Consider the following 16,316-nt stretch of genomic DNA (forward strand, 5'->3'; position numbering starts at 1 on the left):
GGATGGCCCGACCTGTGCGGTCGGGACTGGCTGGGTTTTCCCGGCTCCGCGTTGCTGCGGCGTCGGCGGGGCTGTCGCACCACCACCTGCTCGCCGCCCTGTCACATCACGGTACGCCGGTGAAGTGGGATGCTGGTCGCGCACGTTGCGCGCGGGGAATGCGCGCTTCGGTCCGCCATCCCAGGGCCATGGCAAACCACACGCCCTGGAATCGCACAAGGCTCACGGCTCGCCGCTGGCGGTGACCCTGCAGGTGAGCCCGATGGTGACCACGCCGCCACTGGGAAGAGCAGGGATGGCGACACCCGACTGCAGGCCGGTGGCCGTCAACGGAGCGGGACAGCCCGCGCTACCTGTCGCCAGACACGTCGGCGCTGGCAGCCCTGCGGCGGTGCAGTCCAGCCCTGCCACCGCCGGATCCTGCAGCGTGGTGTCATCGGCCGCCGTAGGGCCATGGTTGGTTACCACGAGAGTGAACATCACGTGCTCGCCGCTGACGGCCGGAACCGGAGTCGCCGTCTTCTGGATCAAGACATCGGTGGTTCGCCGGGTATTGGTGAAGGTACACGTCACGTCGTCGCCCGCCACCGGGGTCACCGTGAAGCTCGTGCCGCTGCCACTGGGTTCCTGACCACCACCAGCTCGCGCATTGGTGCAACTGTAGGTGGTGGCGTAGTTACTCAGGATGGCGCCGGCCGCCCCGGTTTCGGAAAGCGTGTACTCGGAGTCTGCCGTTGCGGCTGCATGCGTCACCATCCCACTCGCGGTCGTGCCGCTGCCGGTCGTCGTCACCGCCGCCGGCGCGTCAGGGCCGGCAATCGACAAGGCGAACTGGTCGGCCGCCACTGCCCGGCCATCGGATAACGACTTTTGCAGGCGCAGCCTCGGCGGCACGGTGATCCGATAGTCTTCCACCTCGCCACTGTCCGCACGCCCCTTGCCATCTGCGGTCTGTATCTGGGCGGTGGTATAGCCGGCGCGCAAGCGCACGTAATTGTCGCCGGGCGTCAGCCCGGTGGGCGCGTTGCCATTGGCTGCGTTCCAATTCAGGACCACGCTGGTCGCGCCAGCGGAAAAACCTGCGCATGCCCGTTCGCCAGCAACGAACGCATTATTGCGGTTGAAATCGATCCATCCGCAGACCATGCCGGATTTGCTTGCACCGCTGATCGGAACCGTCAGGCTGTAGCTGGTGCTGCCGGTGTTGAGTTGAGGGAAGGCGGTGATGGCGTCTTCGTCGAGACCATCGCCATTACCGCCATTGTTATCGGCGCCTGCCGTTACTGGGAACGGGCTGACGGTGGCGTTGGCGACAGTGGCATTGTCTGCATCGATGAGACTGCCCAGACGCAGGTCGCCAATGACATGCGATGGCGCGGTGGCATTGTTGAAATTGACCACGGGCGCATCGCTGAAATCCTCGTCGACCGTCACGGTGAGGTCGAATGTCTCGCGGGTGGAACCTGCCGTGCCTGAGCCACCATTGAGCAGCAGTGCCACGCTGAACGTCAGCGAGGTGACGGTGCCAGTGATCTGCACACTGCCGCAACCGGCACCATTGTTGCCAGAAGTGGCGCAGCTCGTCTGGCCGTTATTGTTGATGACACCGATGGTGTTGCCACCGGTGATCTGCAGGTTTCCCGCCCCTGGCCTGACCCCACCAAGACTGGCACCTGCAGGACTACTGCCTGTCAGGCTCAGCCGGGGCGAGAAGTCGACGCCGGAACTGGCATTGGCACCCAGCCCCGTCAAATGGATGACCGGATTCGTGACCGGCTGACTGAACGTGATCGTCATCGTGCCGCGCTGGCATAAGATCCCATTGCCCCGTGTGCAATTAATCTTATCCGCCGATATGGCAATGGCCGATGTATTTGTTGCCAGGTTGGGCCTGAACATCGTGCTCGTGCCGCCACGCGCACCGATGGTCGAAGTTGACGTGCCGTTGTAATAGAGCGTGTTGGTTGCACTTGGCGCAAGCGTCACGGTGACTGTAGGGCCACCCGTCTGCAGGCTGCCTGTCGCGCTGGTGGACGTGTTGCTCCACGTCGATGTGGTGCGATGGGCCCAGGCGGTGTTACCCGTCAGGACCATCACCGCCGCTGCCATCGCCCATGGCCACCGCATCTTTTTCTGGATCCTCGTTGTTCCAACCATCACGCCGGACTCCCCTGCTCGATCGTTCATGACGCTCCCGACAACGATGGCCGCGACTTCCGGACAGGCTGTGCTGGACATTCCGCGCTCCACTGCTTGAACGCGCGTCGTACTTGTCGCCCTATCCACCGAGAAACCCGTCGCCTCATTGCAAGCGCTCTTGCCGCGGAGCGCATGTTCGTGCGCTGCTGCACTCGCCCCGTCCCGACCGCCATCCTTTTGCGGTACATCGTCTGCATCCGCCCCAGTTGGGTATTACTCGAAATGTGTGACCCATACCGGACATACATCCGTTCCGTACGCGAATCCGTCCTCTTGGCAGAGATGCATCATCTAAAGGCCATCTTCCCGCCATGATCGACAACCAGCGGGAACGCCCTCGCCGTAGCAGGATGCTCAAGCTGTTGCACCGTGCGGGTCACCCGCACCGTGATCTCACAGTTATTGGCCAAGGCCCCTATCGCGACGCCAGCGGGTGCAGGGGATCGCACGTTGGCCATCGACCGTTGGCCTTCCCCGTGCCTGCGGCCGGGCACCTGGCCGTCCCGCCAGTGACCTCGCACGCCGGGCCAGCGAGTTTGCACGCCGACAGCCCCGCTTCCGGCGTGTCCCGGAGCATGGTGTTGTTGACCGGCTCGGGCCCATCGTTCATCGCGACGATGGCGTAGGTGGTTTGCTGCCGCTGATCAGCACGTCGCCCGCCTGGTCGGTTGGCCCGCCCCGTGCGTGTCGGGCTTGGCCACCGACGCAACCGCAGCCCCAAGCCATTGCTGGAGGTGCAAGTCAGGTCATCGCCGGCTGCCGGTGTAGTGCTGAAACTCGTGCCGATACCGCTGGGTGTTCGGCAACCAGGTCGCGCACGGATACAGCGATAGGTGATGACCTGGTGGCCGAGGTTTGCGCCGGCCGCGCCCGCCTCATATGCGGCTTCGACGGCATGCCATCACCGCCGCGCGCCGGTGGAGGCGAACAAGCTGTGCGACCGGTATTCCGTTAGCTTCCCGAGGAGCGGTGCGACCCGGGTGGGGAACGGAGAAAGCTCACGGCAGGCCGCTGGCGGTCACCCTGCACGTCAGCCCGATGGTGACCACACCCCCATTGGGCAACGCCGGGATGGCGACACCGGACTGCAGGCCGCTGGCCGTCAACGGTGTGGGACAGCCCGCGCCACCTGTCGCCAGGCACGTCGGCGCTGGCAGCCCTGCGGCGACACAGTCGAGCCCTGCCACTGCCGGATCCCGTACCGTCGCGCCATCGGCGGCCCCGGGGCCGTGGTTGGTGACCTCCAGGGTGAACACCGCTTGCGCACCGCTCACGAGCGGTTCTTCCGCGACCGTTTTCCGGATCGAGAGATCGGCGCTCCGGCGCAGGTTGGTGAGGGTGCAGGTCAGGTCGTCACCCGCCACCGGCGTCACGTTGAATGCACTGCCGTTTCCTGCCGGCGTCTGGCCCCCGGCGCGCGCATTGGTGCAGCGGTAGGTGGACGTGTAGTACGACAGGTCTGCGCCGCCCGCGGCGGCTTCGGCCAATGCGTAGGCCGAACCCGGCGTCGCCGTGTCGTGCGTGAGCAGGCCGGTCGCGGTGCTGCCCGTGCCCGTCGTGGTCACCGCCGCGGGCGCGCCCGTGCCTGTCATCGACAGCGTGAACTGGTCGCTTGCTGCCGCGCGGCCATCGGGCAGCGCTTTCTGCAAGCGCAGGATCGCCGCGCGCGTATTGGTGAACGAACAGGTGATGTTGGACTCGAACCGCATGCGATCGGCCGGGATGGTCAGCGTGCCACCCACCAGGCTGCCGAAGCTGCCGGTATTGCCGTTGCGGCTGCTGTTGGCGTCCGTGCACTGGGCGGGCGAGAGGACCCAGGTGGGAGGAATCGTCTCGCTCAGGACGACCGGCTGCGTGCCCTGGCCATTGCTGGCGACCGGATGTGCGTAGTAGTGCCGCGCGGAGTTGACCGGCGTGCCGGTGGCCGTCGTGGTCAGCGTCACCGGGGACGCGGACGCGGTGTTGTCCCAGTTGTTGACGTTGGTGGTGGTGAAGTCGAAGCTGCCCACGCCGCCTTCGGTGACCTTGCTGATGGTGACGCACGACGGGATGGCCACCAGGCCGAAGCCGATGTTGTCGCCCGGCTTGATGTTGGTGGCCGTCAGCGTGAGCGTGCTCACCAGTGCGTTGGCGTTGCCGCGCAGGAAGACCGACTGTCGCCACGTGCCTTCCGTGCCGGGAACGTACGCGCCCGCGTCCAGCGTGACCACACCGGAGCCCGGCGTGTAGCTCGCCTGCGTGGCATTCAGTCCCGTCCGATGGGCGACGAACTGGCTGGTTGTCGCCGCTCCCCCGCTGAGTCCGAGCGTCAGCCTCGGGGCGTAGCTCGCGTCTTCGCCGTTGTTGGGCAAGGTGGCGTCCCAGACACCGATGTCGTAGATACCGATGCCGATCCGATGGGCCGGGATGGACGGCGAAAAGGTGATGGTCACGCGGGTCGTGGTGCTGCTGTTGGTCAACAGCCAGCGTCCGGGGCCGGCCGGTGTCGAGTACGTCCGTCCGTTGCTGTCGACGAAGCGGGTGATGGAACCGCCTGCCGTCGAACCCGCATCGAACGTCACGTTCTCCAGCGCGATGCTCGCGTTGACGCCGCCCGGCCCGAAGACGGGCGCGGTCGAGCTCGGACCGGCATGACTGGTGATGCCGCAGGTGGCCGGTGGCCCCGGCGTGCCGACGTCATCGTTGTGGATCCTGCAGACCACGTTGTCGCCCGTGGCAATCGTCACGCTGTTGCCGCTCACCGGAACGCCGCCGTTGATGGTGCAGGTGTAGGGCGAAGCCGAGTAGCCGGCGGGAAGCGCACTTTCGGACAGGGTGTACGTGCCGGGACTGACCGCAGCGTTGGTCACCGCGGCCGAGCCGGTCGTGCCGCTGATGGATGTCGGCCCTGATGCCGAGAGCGTCCACGCCGTCGGCAGCCGCGTGCCGCCATCGTCGTTGGTGACCGTCTTGATCAGCGTCAGCCGGGTCGCCCGCGTGTTGGTGAACGTACACGTCAGGTCGTCGCCGGCCACGGGCGTGACATCGAAACTGGTGCCGGTGCCACTGGGCGTCTGCCCGCCCGCCAGCGCATTGGTACACGCGTAGGTGGGGGTGTAGTTCGCCAGCACCGTGGTCGGCGTTCCCGCGGCCGACTCCGACAACGTGTAGACACTGCCCGCCGTCGCCGTGCTGTGCGTCACCGTGCCGGTGACCGTGCTGCCGGTGCCGCCGGTGATCACGGCCGCAGGGGCTGCCGTGCCCGTGATGGCAAGGCTGAACTGGTTGCCCTCCACGGCCCTGCCATTGGGCAATGCCTTCTGCAGACGCAGGATCGGCACGCGTCCGTTGGTGATGGTGCACTCGACGCTGGAGCCCGTTCGGATGTCGGGTATGGTCACCGTGCCCGGGAAGGTGGACCCGGATGCCACGACCACATCGCCATCCGCCGCGTCGATGCACTGCCAGCTGCGCGCATAGTTCGCCAGCACCGCGGAAGGATTCCCGGCGGCGACTTCGTTGATCTGGAAGCTGGCGTCATCGACGGCCAGCAGCGGACCGACGGTCGCCGCCTGCACGCCCGAGGCACTGCCCGTCGTCGTCGCGGTCTGCGTCGTGCCCAGGCCGCCGCCTGACAGCTGCAGCATGAACTGGTTTCCCGCGACCGCACGGCCCTGCGGCAGGTCCTTCCGCAGCGTGATCGTGCTGCCACCGGCGCAGGAGGCGAGGTCGCTGATGGCCGTTGCAAGGAAATTGCCCTCGACGATCCGCTCCCCCGTCAGCGGGTTGTATAGCGCGATCACCCCCCCCTGCATACTCGTCATCAGTTCGCCGGCGGCGTTGAAGGCGATACCGCCGACATTCTCCGTTGCGCCCGATGACATGGTGGCGAGCACCGTGGCGGGCAAGGATCCGGTTCCCGCCGACGTGGGAACCTGTCCCACCCGGTATATCCGGTGCTGCGGGCTGTTCGATGCATTGCCCGAGAGCAGGAAGAGATTCCCCAGAGTGTCGAACGTCAGGTCGCCGTTGTTGCCGGCCGTGCCGGTAATCTGGCCAACCCGGACAGGCGCGGTGGCAGGCGTCGCCGGGTTGAAGGCATACAGATGCCAACCGTCTGCAGCACTGCTGTTCTGATTCGGCCCCGCAAAATAGAACCAGCCGTTCGCAGGGTTGACTGCGCCGGCGCTGAACCCGCCCATGTTCGCGACCAGGGTCGGAGCAGCAGACGTATTGGTCACCGCAAACGTGGAGGCGTTGACAATGGACACCCGGCCGGACGTGCCCGCCGTGGCGCCTGACGTCGCCAGATAGAGCCTGCTGCCATTGGATGAGATGCCGAACGCATTGATCGCCGCCGGCAAGCCCGTCACCGACCCGACAAGCGATTGAGACCCACTGTCGCTCGTCCGGTAGATTTCGCCATTTGGATTGGTGGCATACACGTTGCTGCAACTCAATTGCGCCAACGCAGGACTGGCATGCAGGCCCGCTGCCATCGCCAGCAACGCGACCATTCCGCGCAGCGACCAGCGGCGGCCGGCGGGCAACGAGGTGTTTTCTGCGGACTCCATCACGATTTGCAGGCGCCGACGCGCACGCGCGGCATCGACACGCGTGGTGTCGCCACGTCCATCGGTGCCCGCTGCCTGCACGGCAGGACGGAGAGATCCCTGCAGCGCGACAAGCGCGCCGATGTTGTGCCGCGGTCGCGACTTCATTGGTGCGTCCACGTTCGTCCTGGTTGTCATGGGATTCCCCTGTTGCCGCGAAACGGTGCCTGTGGCGAGGCGATATCCCCGCATGGCCCGCGCCACCCCGCTTCGCTTCGGCATGTGGCTCTTCACTGTTCGCGCTCATTCCTTGCAACCGGACACCGGAAACGTTGTTTGCGCGAGCGCGGGAGGGGTTCTGCCACCCTTGTTCGTCAACCCTGCGTGTCACTCTTTTTTTTCCGGAGCCAAGCCGCGTGAGTTCCTCCCTGCCTTCTTCGTTCGCTCGCCGCCAATGGCTCGGGGCTGCTGCCCTGTCGACGTTGGCAACCGCCGCATGGCCCCGCATGGCGCGCGCTGCCGCCTGCGATGACAGCGCAGGCTGGATTCCACCGGATGCGTTCCTTGCCGACCTGCCGCGCCTGATGCAGGCACTGCGCGTGCCCGCCATCGGCATGGCAGTGGTGGAGCGGGGCGAAGTGGTGTGGTCGCGCAACCTCGGCGTACTGAACGCGGAAACTGCGACGTCCGTCACGCGCGAGTCGCTGTTCGAGGACGCCTCGCTCAGCAAGCCGGTGTTCGCCTACCTGTTGCTGCAGCTGGCCGACCAGGGCGTGATCGACCTGGACGCGCCGCTGGTGCGCTACCGGCGCATGGAGTACCTGGCCGACCATCCGTGGGTGGAGCTGGTCACCGCGCGCGACGTGCTGCGTCATTCCACCGGCATGCCGAACTGGCGCAAGGATCCGGCCAACGAAAAGCTCGTGCCGGCGGTGAAGCCAGGCACGCGCATCGACTACTCGGGCGAAGCGATCTTCTGGCTGCAGCTGGTGGTCGAGACACTCACTGGCGAGAGCCTCGATGAGTCGATGCAGCGCCTGCTGTTCGGCCCCGCCGGCATGCGCGACAGCAGCTATACGTGGAGCAGGGACCTCGCCGCGCGTTCGGTCTACGGCCACCGCGCCGTCGAGGACGAAGAGCCCGGCATGCCACCACAGATGCTCCGCGACACCTGGAACGCCGCGCAAACCGTCGCCGACCGCTGGGGCAAGCCGCTGTCCGCGTGGCGCTGGGAGGACGCCGTCCGCGCACTGCCCGCCGTGCAGGCCATCACGCCGAAAGGCCTGGTGAACTGGCCCGGCGACATCCTAGCCAATGCCGCCGCCAGCCTGCGCACCACGCCGACCGACTACGCCCGCTTCATGGCGCTGATGGTGCGTACGCAACGCGAACCGTGGCAGATCACCGAGGCGACGCGCACCGCCATGCTGACGAAGCAGATCGACGTGCCCGGCCGCTGGACCGACAAGGGCCTGGGCTGGAACCTGGAGGCCACGCCGCGCGGCCCGGTGTTCTACCACTCGGGCAGCAACGGCGGCATCTTCAAGAACTTCGCCCTGGGCGACGCGCGCGGCCAGCGCGCGCTGGTGGCGCTGACCAATGCAGGCAGCGGCAACGTGCTGTACCGGCGCGTAGTGCGCGCGGCCACCGGGCACGACCTGCTGGCATTCGACCTCTGACTACAGGCCCTGGAACACGAACGGCGGCGCGGGCCTGAAATCCTTCACCGCGTTGCCGGCGAACACGTTGCGCTGGTCCGCGCCCAGGTCCAGCTTCATCACCTTGCCGGTCTCCCTGGAGAAATCGACCTCCTTCAGGTCGACCCAGAACGTGTTGGGCGTCAGCGCGGACTCGAAGAAGTACAGCTTGCGCTTGTGGTCGGCGACCGTGCGCCAGCGGGTGGAGGAGATGTTCGGTTCCTCCGGCGTGTTGATGCCGAACGGCACCGACGCGTTGCGGATCACGCTGAAGACGCTGGCCAGCGCCTTCACCGGATCCTCGGCCTTGGGGATCGCATTGATGTAGAACGAGGCGCGCGCGAAGCGGTCCGAGGCGCGGTTGGTGCCCGGCAGCATCACGGTGCCACCGATCTGCTTCCAGTAGGCATTGAGCGCGAGCTGCTGGTCGAACACCGGCGAGTTGGTCATCACCTGGAACTCGCGGCCGTGGTGGATCACCTGCTTGCCGCCGATGTACTCGATGATGGCGCTATCGCCGCTGGCGTCGGACAGCGACAGGTGCAGCGTGGTCAGGCGGTCTTCGCCGGGCACCTTGTCGGTCACCACGGTGAAGGGCTGCTTGCGCAGCGCATCGACGGCTTCCTTCACGCTACCGTAGTTGTCCAGCGCGTACTGCGCCCACGCCGCGATGCTGAGCCCGGGACCGCGGCCGTCGTAGGCGGGGTACTCGGATTCCACCAGCCACAGCACGTTGGCCATCAGGCCGGCCTCGTTCATGCCGTCGGTGGTGGAGATGTCGTAGCCGGTGGCGATGACGCTGCCGTACTTCGACGTCCACGTCACCGAATTGGGCCCGGCCTGCCCGCTACGCGCCATGCCGCGCGGGAAGATCCACAGGTTGGTCGCGACGTCGTTCTTCCAGTCCATCGAACGGGCGGTGATGACGTCGTCGTTGGCGCCCAGGTAGACCACGCGGGTGCAGGCATCCGCGGGTGGGGCGAGGAAGGCCGAGAGCGGGGCAAGGACGAACGCGAGCGGCACGACGAAGCGACGATCCATGGCGGTCTCCGTGAAGGGAACAGGCGATGCGTAGCGGCGTCCGCCCTTTATGCCAGCGGGTGTGTTAAACAGCGATCCTCCGCCGCCCCCCGAGATGCTGCCATGACCATGCTCCTGCCGACGCACCGTTCGTCCATCCGCGCGATGCCGATCGCCCTTGCCGCGATGGCGCTCTCCGCCTGCGTCAGCACGCCGGGCCCGCAGGTTGCGGGCAGCGGGACCTGCAAGGACGCCTCGCTGGGCTGGGCCGTGGGGCAACCGGCGGACGAAGCCAACCTGCGGCGGCTGTCGAGCGAAAGCGGCGCCGGGCTGGTCAATCCGATCGGCCCGACCACCGCCGTGAAGCACGATACGCGCAGCGATCGCCTGCGCGTCTACATCGATGCACAGAACCAGATCACCGCTGCCCGTTGCGAATAACCCCACCGACACCCGAATGCGCCGCGACCACATCCTCACCCTCTCCTGCCCGGACACCACCGGCATCGTCTACCGCGTCACCGGCCTGCTCTACGAGTCCGGCTGCAACATCCTCGATGCGCAGCAGTTCGGGGACGAGGAGTCGGGACGTTTCTTCCTGCGCGTGCATTTCGACGTGCCGGGGGCGACGGAGATCGACGTCCTGCAGGAAGGCTTCGCCTCGCTGGCGGAGATGTTCGGCATGGACTGGCAGATCCACGATGCCAGCCGCAAGGCGCGCCTGATGGTGCTGGTCAGCAAGCAGGGCCATTGCCTCAACGACCTGCTGTTCCGCGTGCACAGCCGCCAGCTGCCGGTGGAGATCGCCTGCATCGCCTCCAACCACGCCGACTTCGCGCCGCTGGCGCAGTCCTACGGGGTGGCCTTCCACCACCTGCCGGTATCGGCGGGCAACCGGGCCGAGCAGGAGCGGCACATCGTCGATCTGGTCGAGCGCGAGCAGATCGATCTCGTCGTGCTCGCGCGCTACATGCAGATCCTCTCGCCCGAGCTGTGCGACGCGCTGGCCGGCCGCGCCATCAACATCCACCACAGCTTCCTGCCCAGCTTCAAGGGCGCCAAGCCCTACCACCAGGCGCACCAGCGCGGGGTCAAGATCATCGGCGCCACCGCCCACTACGTGACCCGCGACCTCGACGAAGGCCCGATCATCGAACAGGACGTGGCCCGCGTGGACCATGCGATGGCGCCGAAGGAACTGGTGCGGATGGGCAGCGACATCGAATCGCTGGTGCTGGCGCGTGCCGTGCGTCGGCACGTGGAGCACCGCATCCTGTTGAACGGGCACCGCACGGTGGTCTTCCGCTAATCCTCACAGGAATGGGGAAGACAGGTGTGGGAGCGACGTGAGTCGCGAGCTTTTGCTATTGCCGGAGGAAGAGCTCGCGACTTACGTCGCTCCCACAATCATTTCCAAAGTCGCTTTAGCGACTCAGCTGACCACGCGCCGCCGCAACCCCACCAGTACCGCGTACACGACCGCCAGCACGACGACGGCCACCCCGATCGCCGTCCATTCGCGCGCGCTCAGCGTGGTGAGGATGGCGAGCATCCCGACGACCGCCAGGCCTGGCACCAGCGGACCGCCGCGCAGCACGAACGGCTCGCCGCGCTCGCGCAGGTCGGTGCGCTGCGCGCGCCAGGCCGCGATACCCACCATCACGTAGACCAGGCAGACCGCGCCGCCGGAGATCAGCACCAGCGCTTCGAAGTTGCCCAGCACCGCGAGCACGCAGGCGAGGCCGGCATGCGCGGCCAGCGACAGCAGCGGCACGCGGTGGGTGGCGCTGACCCGGCCGAAGGCCTGCGGCAGGTAGCCATCACGTCCCAGCGCGAACAGCAGCCGCGACGAGCCCAGCAGGTTGCCGAGCAGGAAGCCCGCCATCGACAGGCAGGCCGTGACCAGCAACGCGATGCGCGCAGGGTCCCAGATGCGGCCTGCGGCTTCGGCGATCGGCACGCTGCTGCTGGCCAGCGCCGCTCCCAGCACGCCCTGGCAGACGATCTGCAGGCCCAGGTACAGCAACACCACCAGCAGGATGGCGCTCATCGCTGCGCGCGGCACGCTCCGCGACGGGTCGCGCACTTCGCCGCCGGGGATCAGCGCGGTCTCCACGCCGGAGTAGGCGAACACCACCATCACCATCGCCGCGCCCAGCGCGGTCCACGACGGCACATCGGCGAACGCGAAGCTGACCTGCGTGGTGTCGACGAAGGCGAGCCCGACGATCACCAGCAGGAACAACGGCACCAGCTTCAGCGTGGCCAGCGCCATCACCGCACGCGCGCCCAGCTTCACGCCGAACGCGTTGAGCGCATAGATCGCGGCGTACACGCCGACCAGCAGCAGCGCGCGCGGCAGCGGTGCGGCGAACATTGGCCACAGGCTGGCGACCTGCAACGACAGCGCCGCCGCCACGCCCGCGCTGGAGGCCACGTTGCAGATCCACATCAGCGCGCCGGCGAGGAAGCCCGGCAGCGTGCCGAACACCGCGCTGACATAGGTGTAGGGACCTCCGGTCGCCGATGCACGACTGCCGATGGCGGCGAAGCACAGCGCCACCGGCACCATCACCACCGCACCGGCGAGCAGCGCCAGCGGTGCCGCCGCGCCGACCTGGGCCGACAGCGCGGCCGGCATCTTGAAGATGCCGCCGCCGACGATGATGTTGATGACCGCCGCCGCCAGCGCCACGCTGCCGACCGCACGCAGCAGCGCCGCATCGCCCTGCAACGGGCGGGTAGGAACGGAGTCGGCGTCGTGGTTCATCGGCTTGCGGGTCCTGGAAGGAGTGCGAGCCTGCCATGCGCTCGTCGCCAATGCGAGCCGCGTGCCGTCATGCGCTCATGGGTATTCGCCATTGGACACGCGCACGGCAGGGGCTAGCATCGTGCTTCCCGCCGGTTCCGGATGCCGCCATGCGTCGCACCCATCGCCTGTTCGCCGCCCTGCTCGTCGCCACCGCCTCGCTGGCCAGCGCGGACGCCCGCGCGCAGAACACCGCATTCACCGCGCTCGAACAGGCGCAGCCCAGCCTCGTGCAGTGGCGCCGCGACCTCCACCAGCATCCCGAGCTCGGCGAGCAGGAAACACGCACCGCGAAGTTGGTCGCCGACCATCTGCGTTCGCTGGGCCTGACCGTGCGCACCGGCGTCGGCAAGACCGGCGTGGTCGCCGTGCTGAAGGGCGGCAAGCCCGGCCCGCGCATCGCGTTGCGCGCCGACATGGATGCGCTGCCGGTCACCGAACAGACCGGCCTGCCGTTCGCGTCGACGGTGAAGGCGGACTACCGCGGCCAGCCCGTCGGCGTCATGCATGCCTGCGGCCACGATGCGCATGTCGCCATCCTGATGGGCGTGGCGCAGGCGCTGGTCACGGCGAAAGACGAACTGCCGGGTGAGGTGATGTTCGTGTTCCAGCCGGCCGAGGAAGGTCCCCCGGTCGCAGGCGAGGTGTTCGGCGCGGCGTTGATGCTGAAGGACGGCATCTTCAAGGACTTCACGCCCGACGCCGTGTTCGGCCTGCACGTGTGGGCCGGCCTGCCGGTCGGCAGCGTCGGCTATCGCAGCGGTCCGCTGATGGCGGCGGCGGACGAGTGGTCGCTGGTGGTGAAAGGCAAGCAGACGCACGGCTCGCGGCCGTGGGACGGCGTGGACCCGATCACCCTGGGCGCGCAGATCCTGCTGGGTACGCAGAGCATGATCGCGCGCCAAGTCAACATCGCCACCAGTCCGGTGGTGCTGACGGCCGGCCAGTTCCAGGCCGGCGTGCGCTTCAACATCATTCCGGACGAAGCGACGTTGGTCGGCACGCTGCGCACCTTCGACCCGACCGTGCGCGAAGACGTGATCGCGCGTTTCCGCCGCATCGCCGACGACTACGCGCACGCCAGCGGCGGCAGCGCCGAGTTGAAGGTCGCCAACAACGCACCGGCCACCATCAACCAGCCTGCGCTCACCCAGCGCGTGCGGCCATCACTGGAGAGGGCCGTCGGCGCGGCGAACGTGGTGGAGATGCCGCTGGTGACGGTGGCGGAGGATTTCTCGCAGTTCGCCAACACCGTGCCGGGGTTCTACTTCTTCGTCGGCTCGACGTCGAAGGGCATCGACCCGGCCACCGCGCCGATCAACCACTCGCCGCAATTCCTGCTCGACGAACAGGCGCTGCAGACCGGCAGCCGGGCGATGCTGCAGGTGGCGTGGGATTATCTGTCCGCGACGCCTTGATGTTCCCCTCTCCCCGCCTGCGGGGAGAGGGTGCCGAAGGCGGGTGAGGGGCGACGAAGCCGTGAAGCAAAACGCGCGCACGTTGTCGCCGAAGATCGCGCTTGCCCCTCATCCGGCCTCCGGCCACCTTCTCCCCGCCTCGCGGGGAGAAGGATTAGAACCCCAGCCAGAGCCGCAACGGATGCTGCGGATCCGCCAGCAACCGGATCGCCAGCGCGATCGACACCGTCACCAGCAGCGGCTTGATGATGCGGGCGCCCTGCTTCATCGCGAAGCGCGAGCCGAGCTGCGCGCCGAGGAACTGGCCGGCGCCCATCAGCAGGCCGACCTTCCACAGCACCGCACCGTGCGCGAGGAACACCGCGAACGCGCCGAGGTTGGAGCCGAAGTTGAGGAACTTGGTGTGCGCGGTCGCCTTGAGGATGCCGAAGCCCGCCAGCGCCACGAAGCCCAGCATCAGGAACGAACCTGTGCCCGGGCCGAACACGCCGTCGTAGAAGCCGATCGCCGGCACGAAGGTCAGTGCGAACACCTGCGGGCGCATGCGCTGGTGGCGGTCGACGTGGCCGATGTCCGGCTTCAGGCCGAAGTACACCGCGATGCCGACCAGCAGGAACGGCAGCGCCCACTTCAACCACGCCACCGGAATCACCGTCGCCAGCAGTGCGCCACCGACCGCGCCCAGTGCGGCGGTCAGCACCATCGGCAACTGGCCCTTGAGATCCACGTGTCCGTGCCGCGCATACGCCCAGCTCGCCGACCCGGAACCGAACAGCGACTGCAGCTTGTTGGTGCCCAGCACATGCAGCGGCGGAATGCCCGCCAGCAGCATCGCCGGAATGGTGACCATGCCGCCGCCGCCCGCGATGGCATCGATGAAACCCGCCAGCATGGCGGCGAGGAACAACAGCAGGAGCACCTGCAGGGCGAGGTCGGGCATGGGGGTCCAGGGTGGTGGTGATGCATGTCCGTCAGTCGAGCGACGGGCGCGACGCGCGGTCATTCTAGGCGAGGCCGGATCCCGGAACGTCGTTCGTGGTGAGCCCGTCGAACCACACTGTTTGCGATGGCAACGACGCAACCGAACGGCATGCTTTTCCGCGAAAGGCGTGGTTCGACGGGCTCACCACGAACGGTATCTCCGACTGCTTTTCCCGGCCGCGTTGTCGCCCCGTGCTCTGTCACGAGAGGAGGACAGGCACGCGGAGGCTCAGCCTGGCGACGCGGTCGCGTGACATTGCGGTTAGCATCGCCCTATCCCGTCCGGAGTCCGACTCGATGCGCCACGCACGCCTGTTCGCCGTTTCCCTGCTGGCCACCGCACTGGCGGCCGCGCTGCCCGCCGCTGCCCAGGACGCCGCCACGCAACGCCCCGAGGTCGCCGCTGCCGGCCAGGCCGTGCAGCAGCAGGTGATCGACTGGCGCCGGCATTTCCACCAGTACCCGGAACTGTCCAACCGCGAGGCGGAGACATCGAAGCGCGTGGCCGAAGAACTGCGCAAGCTGGGCCTGCAACCGCGCACCGGCATCGCGCACCACGGCGTCACCGCGGTGATCAAGGGCGGCAAGCCCGGCCCGCGCATCGCGCTGCGCGCCGATATGGACGCGTTGCCGGTGACCGAACGCAACCGCCTGCCGTTCGCGTCGAAGGCGACGTCGACCTACCGCGGCGAAACCGTCGGCGTCATGCACGCCTGCGGCCATGACGCGCATACCGGCATCCTGCTGGGCGTGGCGAAGTCGCTGGTGGCGATGAAGGACCAGCTGCCCGGCGAAGTGCTGCTGGTGTTCCAGCCCGCCGAGGAAGGCGCGCCGGCCGGCGAGGAAGGGGGCGCGGAGCTCATGCTGAAGGAGGGCGTCTTCAAGGACTTCAAGCCGGAGGCGGTGTTCGGCCTTCATGTGTTCTCGTCGATCCCGGTCGGCCAGATCGGCGTGCGCCAGGGACCGCTGATGGCGGCGTCGGACAGCTTCACGCTGAAGGTCGTCGGTCGGCAGACGCACGGCTCGCGGCCGTGGGGCGGCATCGATCCCATCGTGGCGATGGCCGACATCATCGGCACCACCCAGACCATCGTCAGCCGCCGCACCGACATCTCGAAACTGCCGGCGGTGGTCAGCTTCGGCGCGATCAAGGGCGGCATCCGCTACAACATCATTCCCGACGACGTGGAAGTGGTCGGCACCATCCGCACCTTCGACGACGGCATGCGGCAGAAGATCTTCGCCGACCTGAAGAACGTCGCCACGCACGTGGCCGCCGCGCATGGCGCGAAGGTCGAGGCCAGCGTGCCCGACAACGACGGCAACCCGGTCACCGTCAACAATCCTGAGTTGACCGCGCGCATGCTGCCCAGCCTGCAGGCGGTGGTCGGCGCGGACAACGTCATCACGCCGCCACTGCAGATGGGCGCGGAGGACTTCTCGTTCTACGCGCGCGAGGTACCGTCGATGTTCTTCTTCGTCGGTAGCACGGCCAAGGGCATCGATCCGGTCACCGCGCCCAGCAACCACTCGCCGGAGTTCATGCTGGACGAAGCGTCGCTCGATGTCGGCCTGCGTGCGCTGCTGCAGGTGACGCTGGATTACCTGCACGCGCCCCGGGACTGAGCGCGCCGACATTGCCGGCCGCCGGGCGCGGGGC

General features: G+C 67.5%; 10 protein-coding genes and 1 pseudogene. 5 read left to right on the forward strand and 6 right to left on the reverse strand.

The annotated features are described in order from the left end of the window. Nucleotides 1-222: 222 nt before the first annotated feature. The 3 genes and pseudogenes from CSC78_RS01210 to CSC78_RS01215 form a co-directional block, all read right to left on the reverse strand. Complete coding sequence (locus tag CSC78_RS01210; protein WP_162336080.1) at nt 223-2,238, reverse strand: GEVED domain-containing protein; 2,016 nt, start codon at nt 2,236-2,238, stop codon at nt 223-225. Nucleotides 2,239-2,614: 376 nt separating this feature from the next. Then, nucleotides 2,615-3,064: pseudogene (locus CSC78_RS19245) on the reverse strand (hypothetical protein); the annotation flags it as partial. A 133-nt stretch (nt 3,065-3,197) separates the two neighbouring features. Next, entirely contained in the window at nt 3,198-6,899 is a 3,702-nt protein-coding gene (locus CSC78_RS01215) for a prealbumin-like fold domain-containing protein (RefSeq protein WP_162336081.1), read from the reverse strand. 338 nt (nt 6,900-7,237) lie between these two features. On the opposite strand from CSC78_RS01215, the gene CSC78_RS01220 reads away from it, so the two are divergent. Beyond that, a complete protein-coding gene (locus CSC78_RS01220; protein WP_238391122.1) occupies nt 7,238-8,410 on the forward strand; it encodes a serine hydrolase domain-containing protein in 1,173 nt (390 codons plus the stop codon). Here CSC78_RS01220 and CSC78_RS01225 read toward each other — a convergent pair whose 3' ends face one another. Continuing rightward, nucleotides 8,411-9,469 carry a linear amide C-N hydrolase gene (locus CSC78_RS01225; RefSeq protein WP_162336083.1) on the reverse strand — a complete coding sequence of 353 codons (1,059 nt, stop codon included), beginning with the start codon at nt 9,467-9,469 and terminating at the stop codon, nt 8,411-8,413. Between the two features lie 102 nt (nt 9,470-9,571). Here CSC78_RS01225 and CSC78_RS01230 point away from each other — a divergent pair, with 102 nt between their 5' ends. Both CSC78_RS01230 and purU read left to right on the forward strand, forming a co-directional pair. Continuing rightward, nucleotides 9,572-9,889: a hypothetical protein gene (locus CSC78_RS01230; protein WP_238391123.1), complete on the forward strand. Its 318-nt coding sequence runs from the start codon at nt 9,572-9,574 to the stop codon at nt 9,887-9,889. A 16-nt stretch (nt 9,890-9,905) separates the two neighbouring features. Continuing rightward, a complete protein-coding gene (gene purU, locus CSC78_RS01235) occupies nt 9,906-10,757 on the forward strand; it encodes a formyltetrahydrofolate deformylase (RefSeq protein WP_162336084.1) in 852 nt (283 codons plus the stop codon). A gap of 123 nt (nt 10,758-10,880) precedes the next feature. Here the strand turns inward: purU and CSC78_RS01240 are convergent, their stop codons facing one another. Then, nucleotides 10,881-12,218, reverse strand: coding sequence for an APC family permease (locus tag CSC78_RS01240; RefSeq protein WP_162336085.1), 1,338 nt, complete (start codon nt 12,216-12,218; stop codon nt 10,881-10,883). Between the two features lie 149 nt (nt 12,219-12,367). Between CSC78_RS01240 and CSC78_RS01245 the strand changes: the two genes are divergently transcribed. Beyond that, nucleotides 12,368-13,675: an amidohydrolase gene (locus CSC78_RS01245; RefSeq protein ID WP_162336086.1), complete on the forward strand. Its 1,308-nt coding sequence runs from the start codon at nt 12,368-12,370 to the stop codon at nt 13,673-13,675. A 154-nt stretch (nt 13,676-13,829) separates the two neighbouring features. Here CSC78_RS01245 and CSC78_RS01250 read toward each other — a convergent pair whose 3' ends face one another. After that, nucleotides 13,830-14,615 carry a TSUP family transporter gene (locus CSC78_RS01250; protein WP_162336087.1) on the reverse strand — a complete coding sequence of 262 codons (786 nt, stop codon included), beginning with the start codon at nt 14,613-14,615 and terminating at the stop codon, nt 13,830-13,832. A gap of 338 nt (nt 14,616-14,953) precedes the next feature. Here CSC78_RS01250 and CSC78_RS01255 point away from each other — a divergent pair, with 338 nt between their 5' ends. Further along, nucleotides 14,954-16,282, forward strand: coding sequence for a M20 family metallopeptidase (locus CSC78_RS01255; protein ID WP_162336088.1), 1,329 nt, complete (start codon nt 14,954-14,956; stop codon nt 16,280-16,282). Nucleotides 16,283-16,316 lie beyond the last annotated feature (34 nt).

Origin of the sequence: Pseudoxanthomonas japonensis (genome assembly GCF_010093445.1) — a bacterium.
In the GTDB taxonomy this organism is placed as follows: domain Bacteria; phylum Pseudomonadota; class Gammaproteobacteria; order Xanthomonadales; family Xanthomonadaceae; genus Pseudoxanthomonas_A; species Pseudoxanthomonas_A japonensis.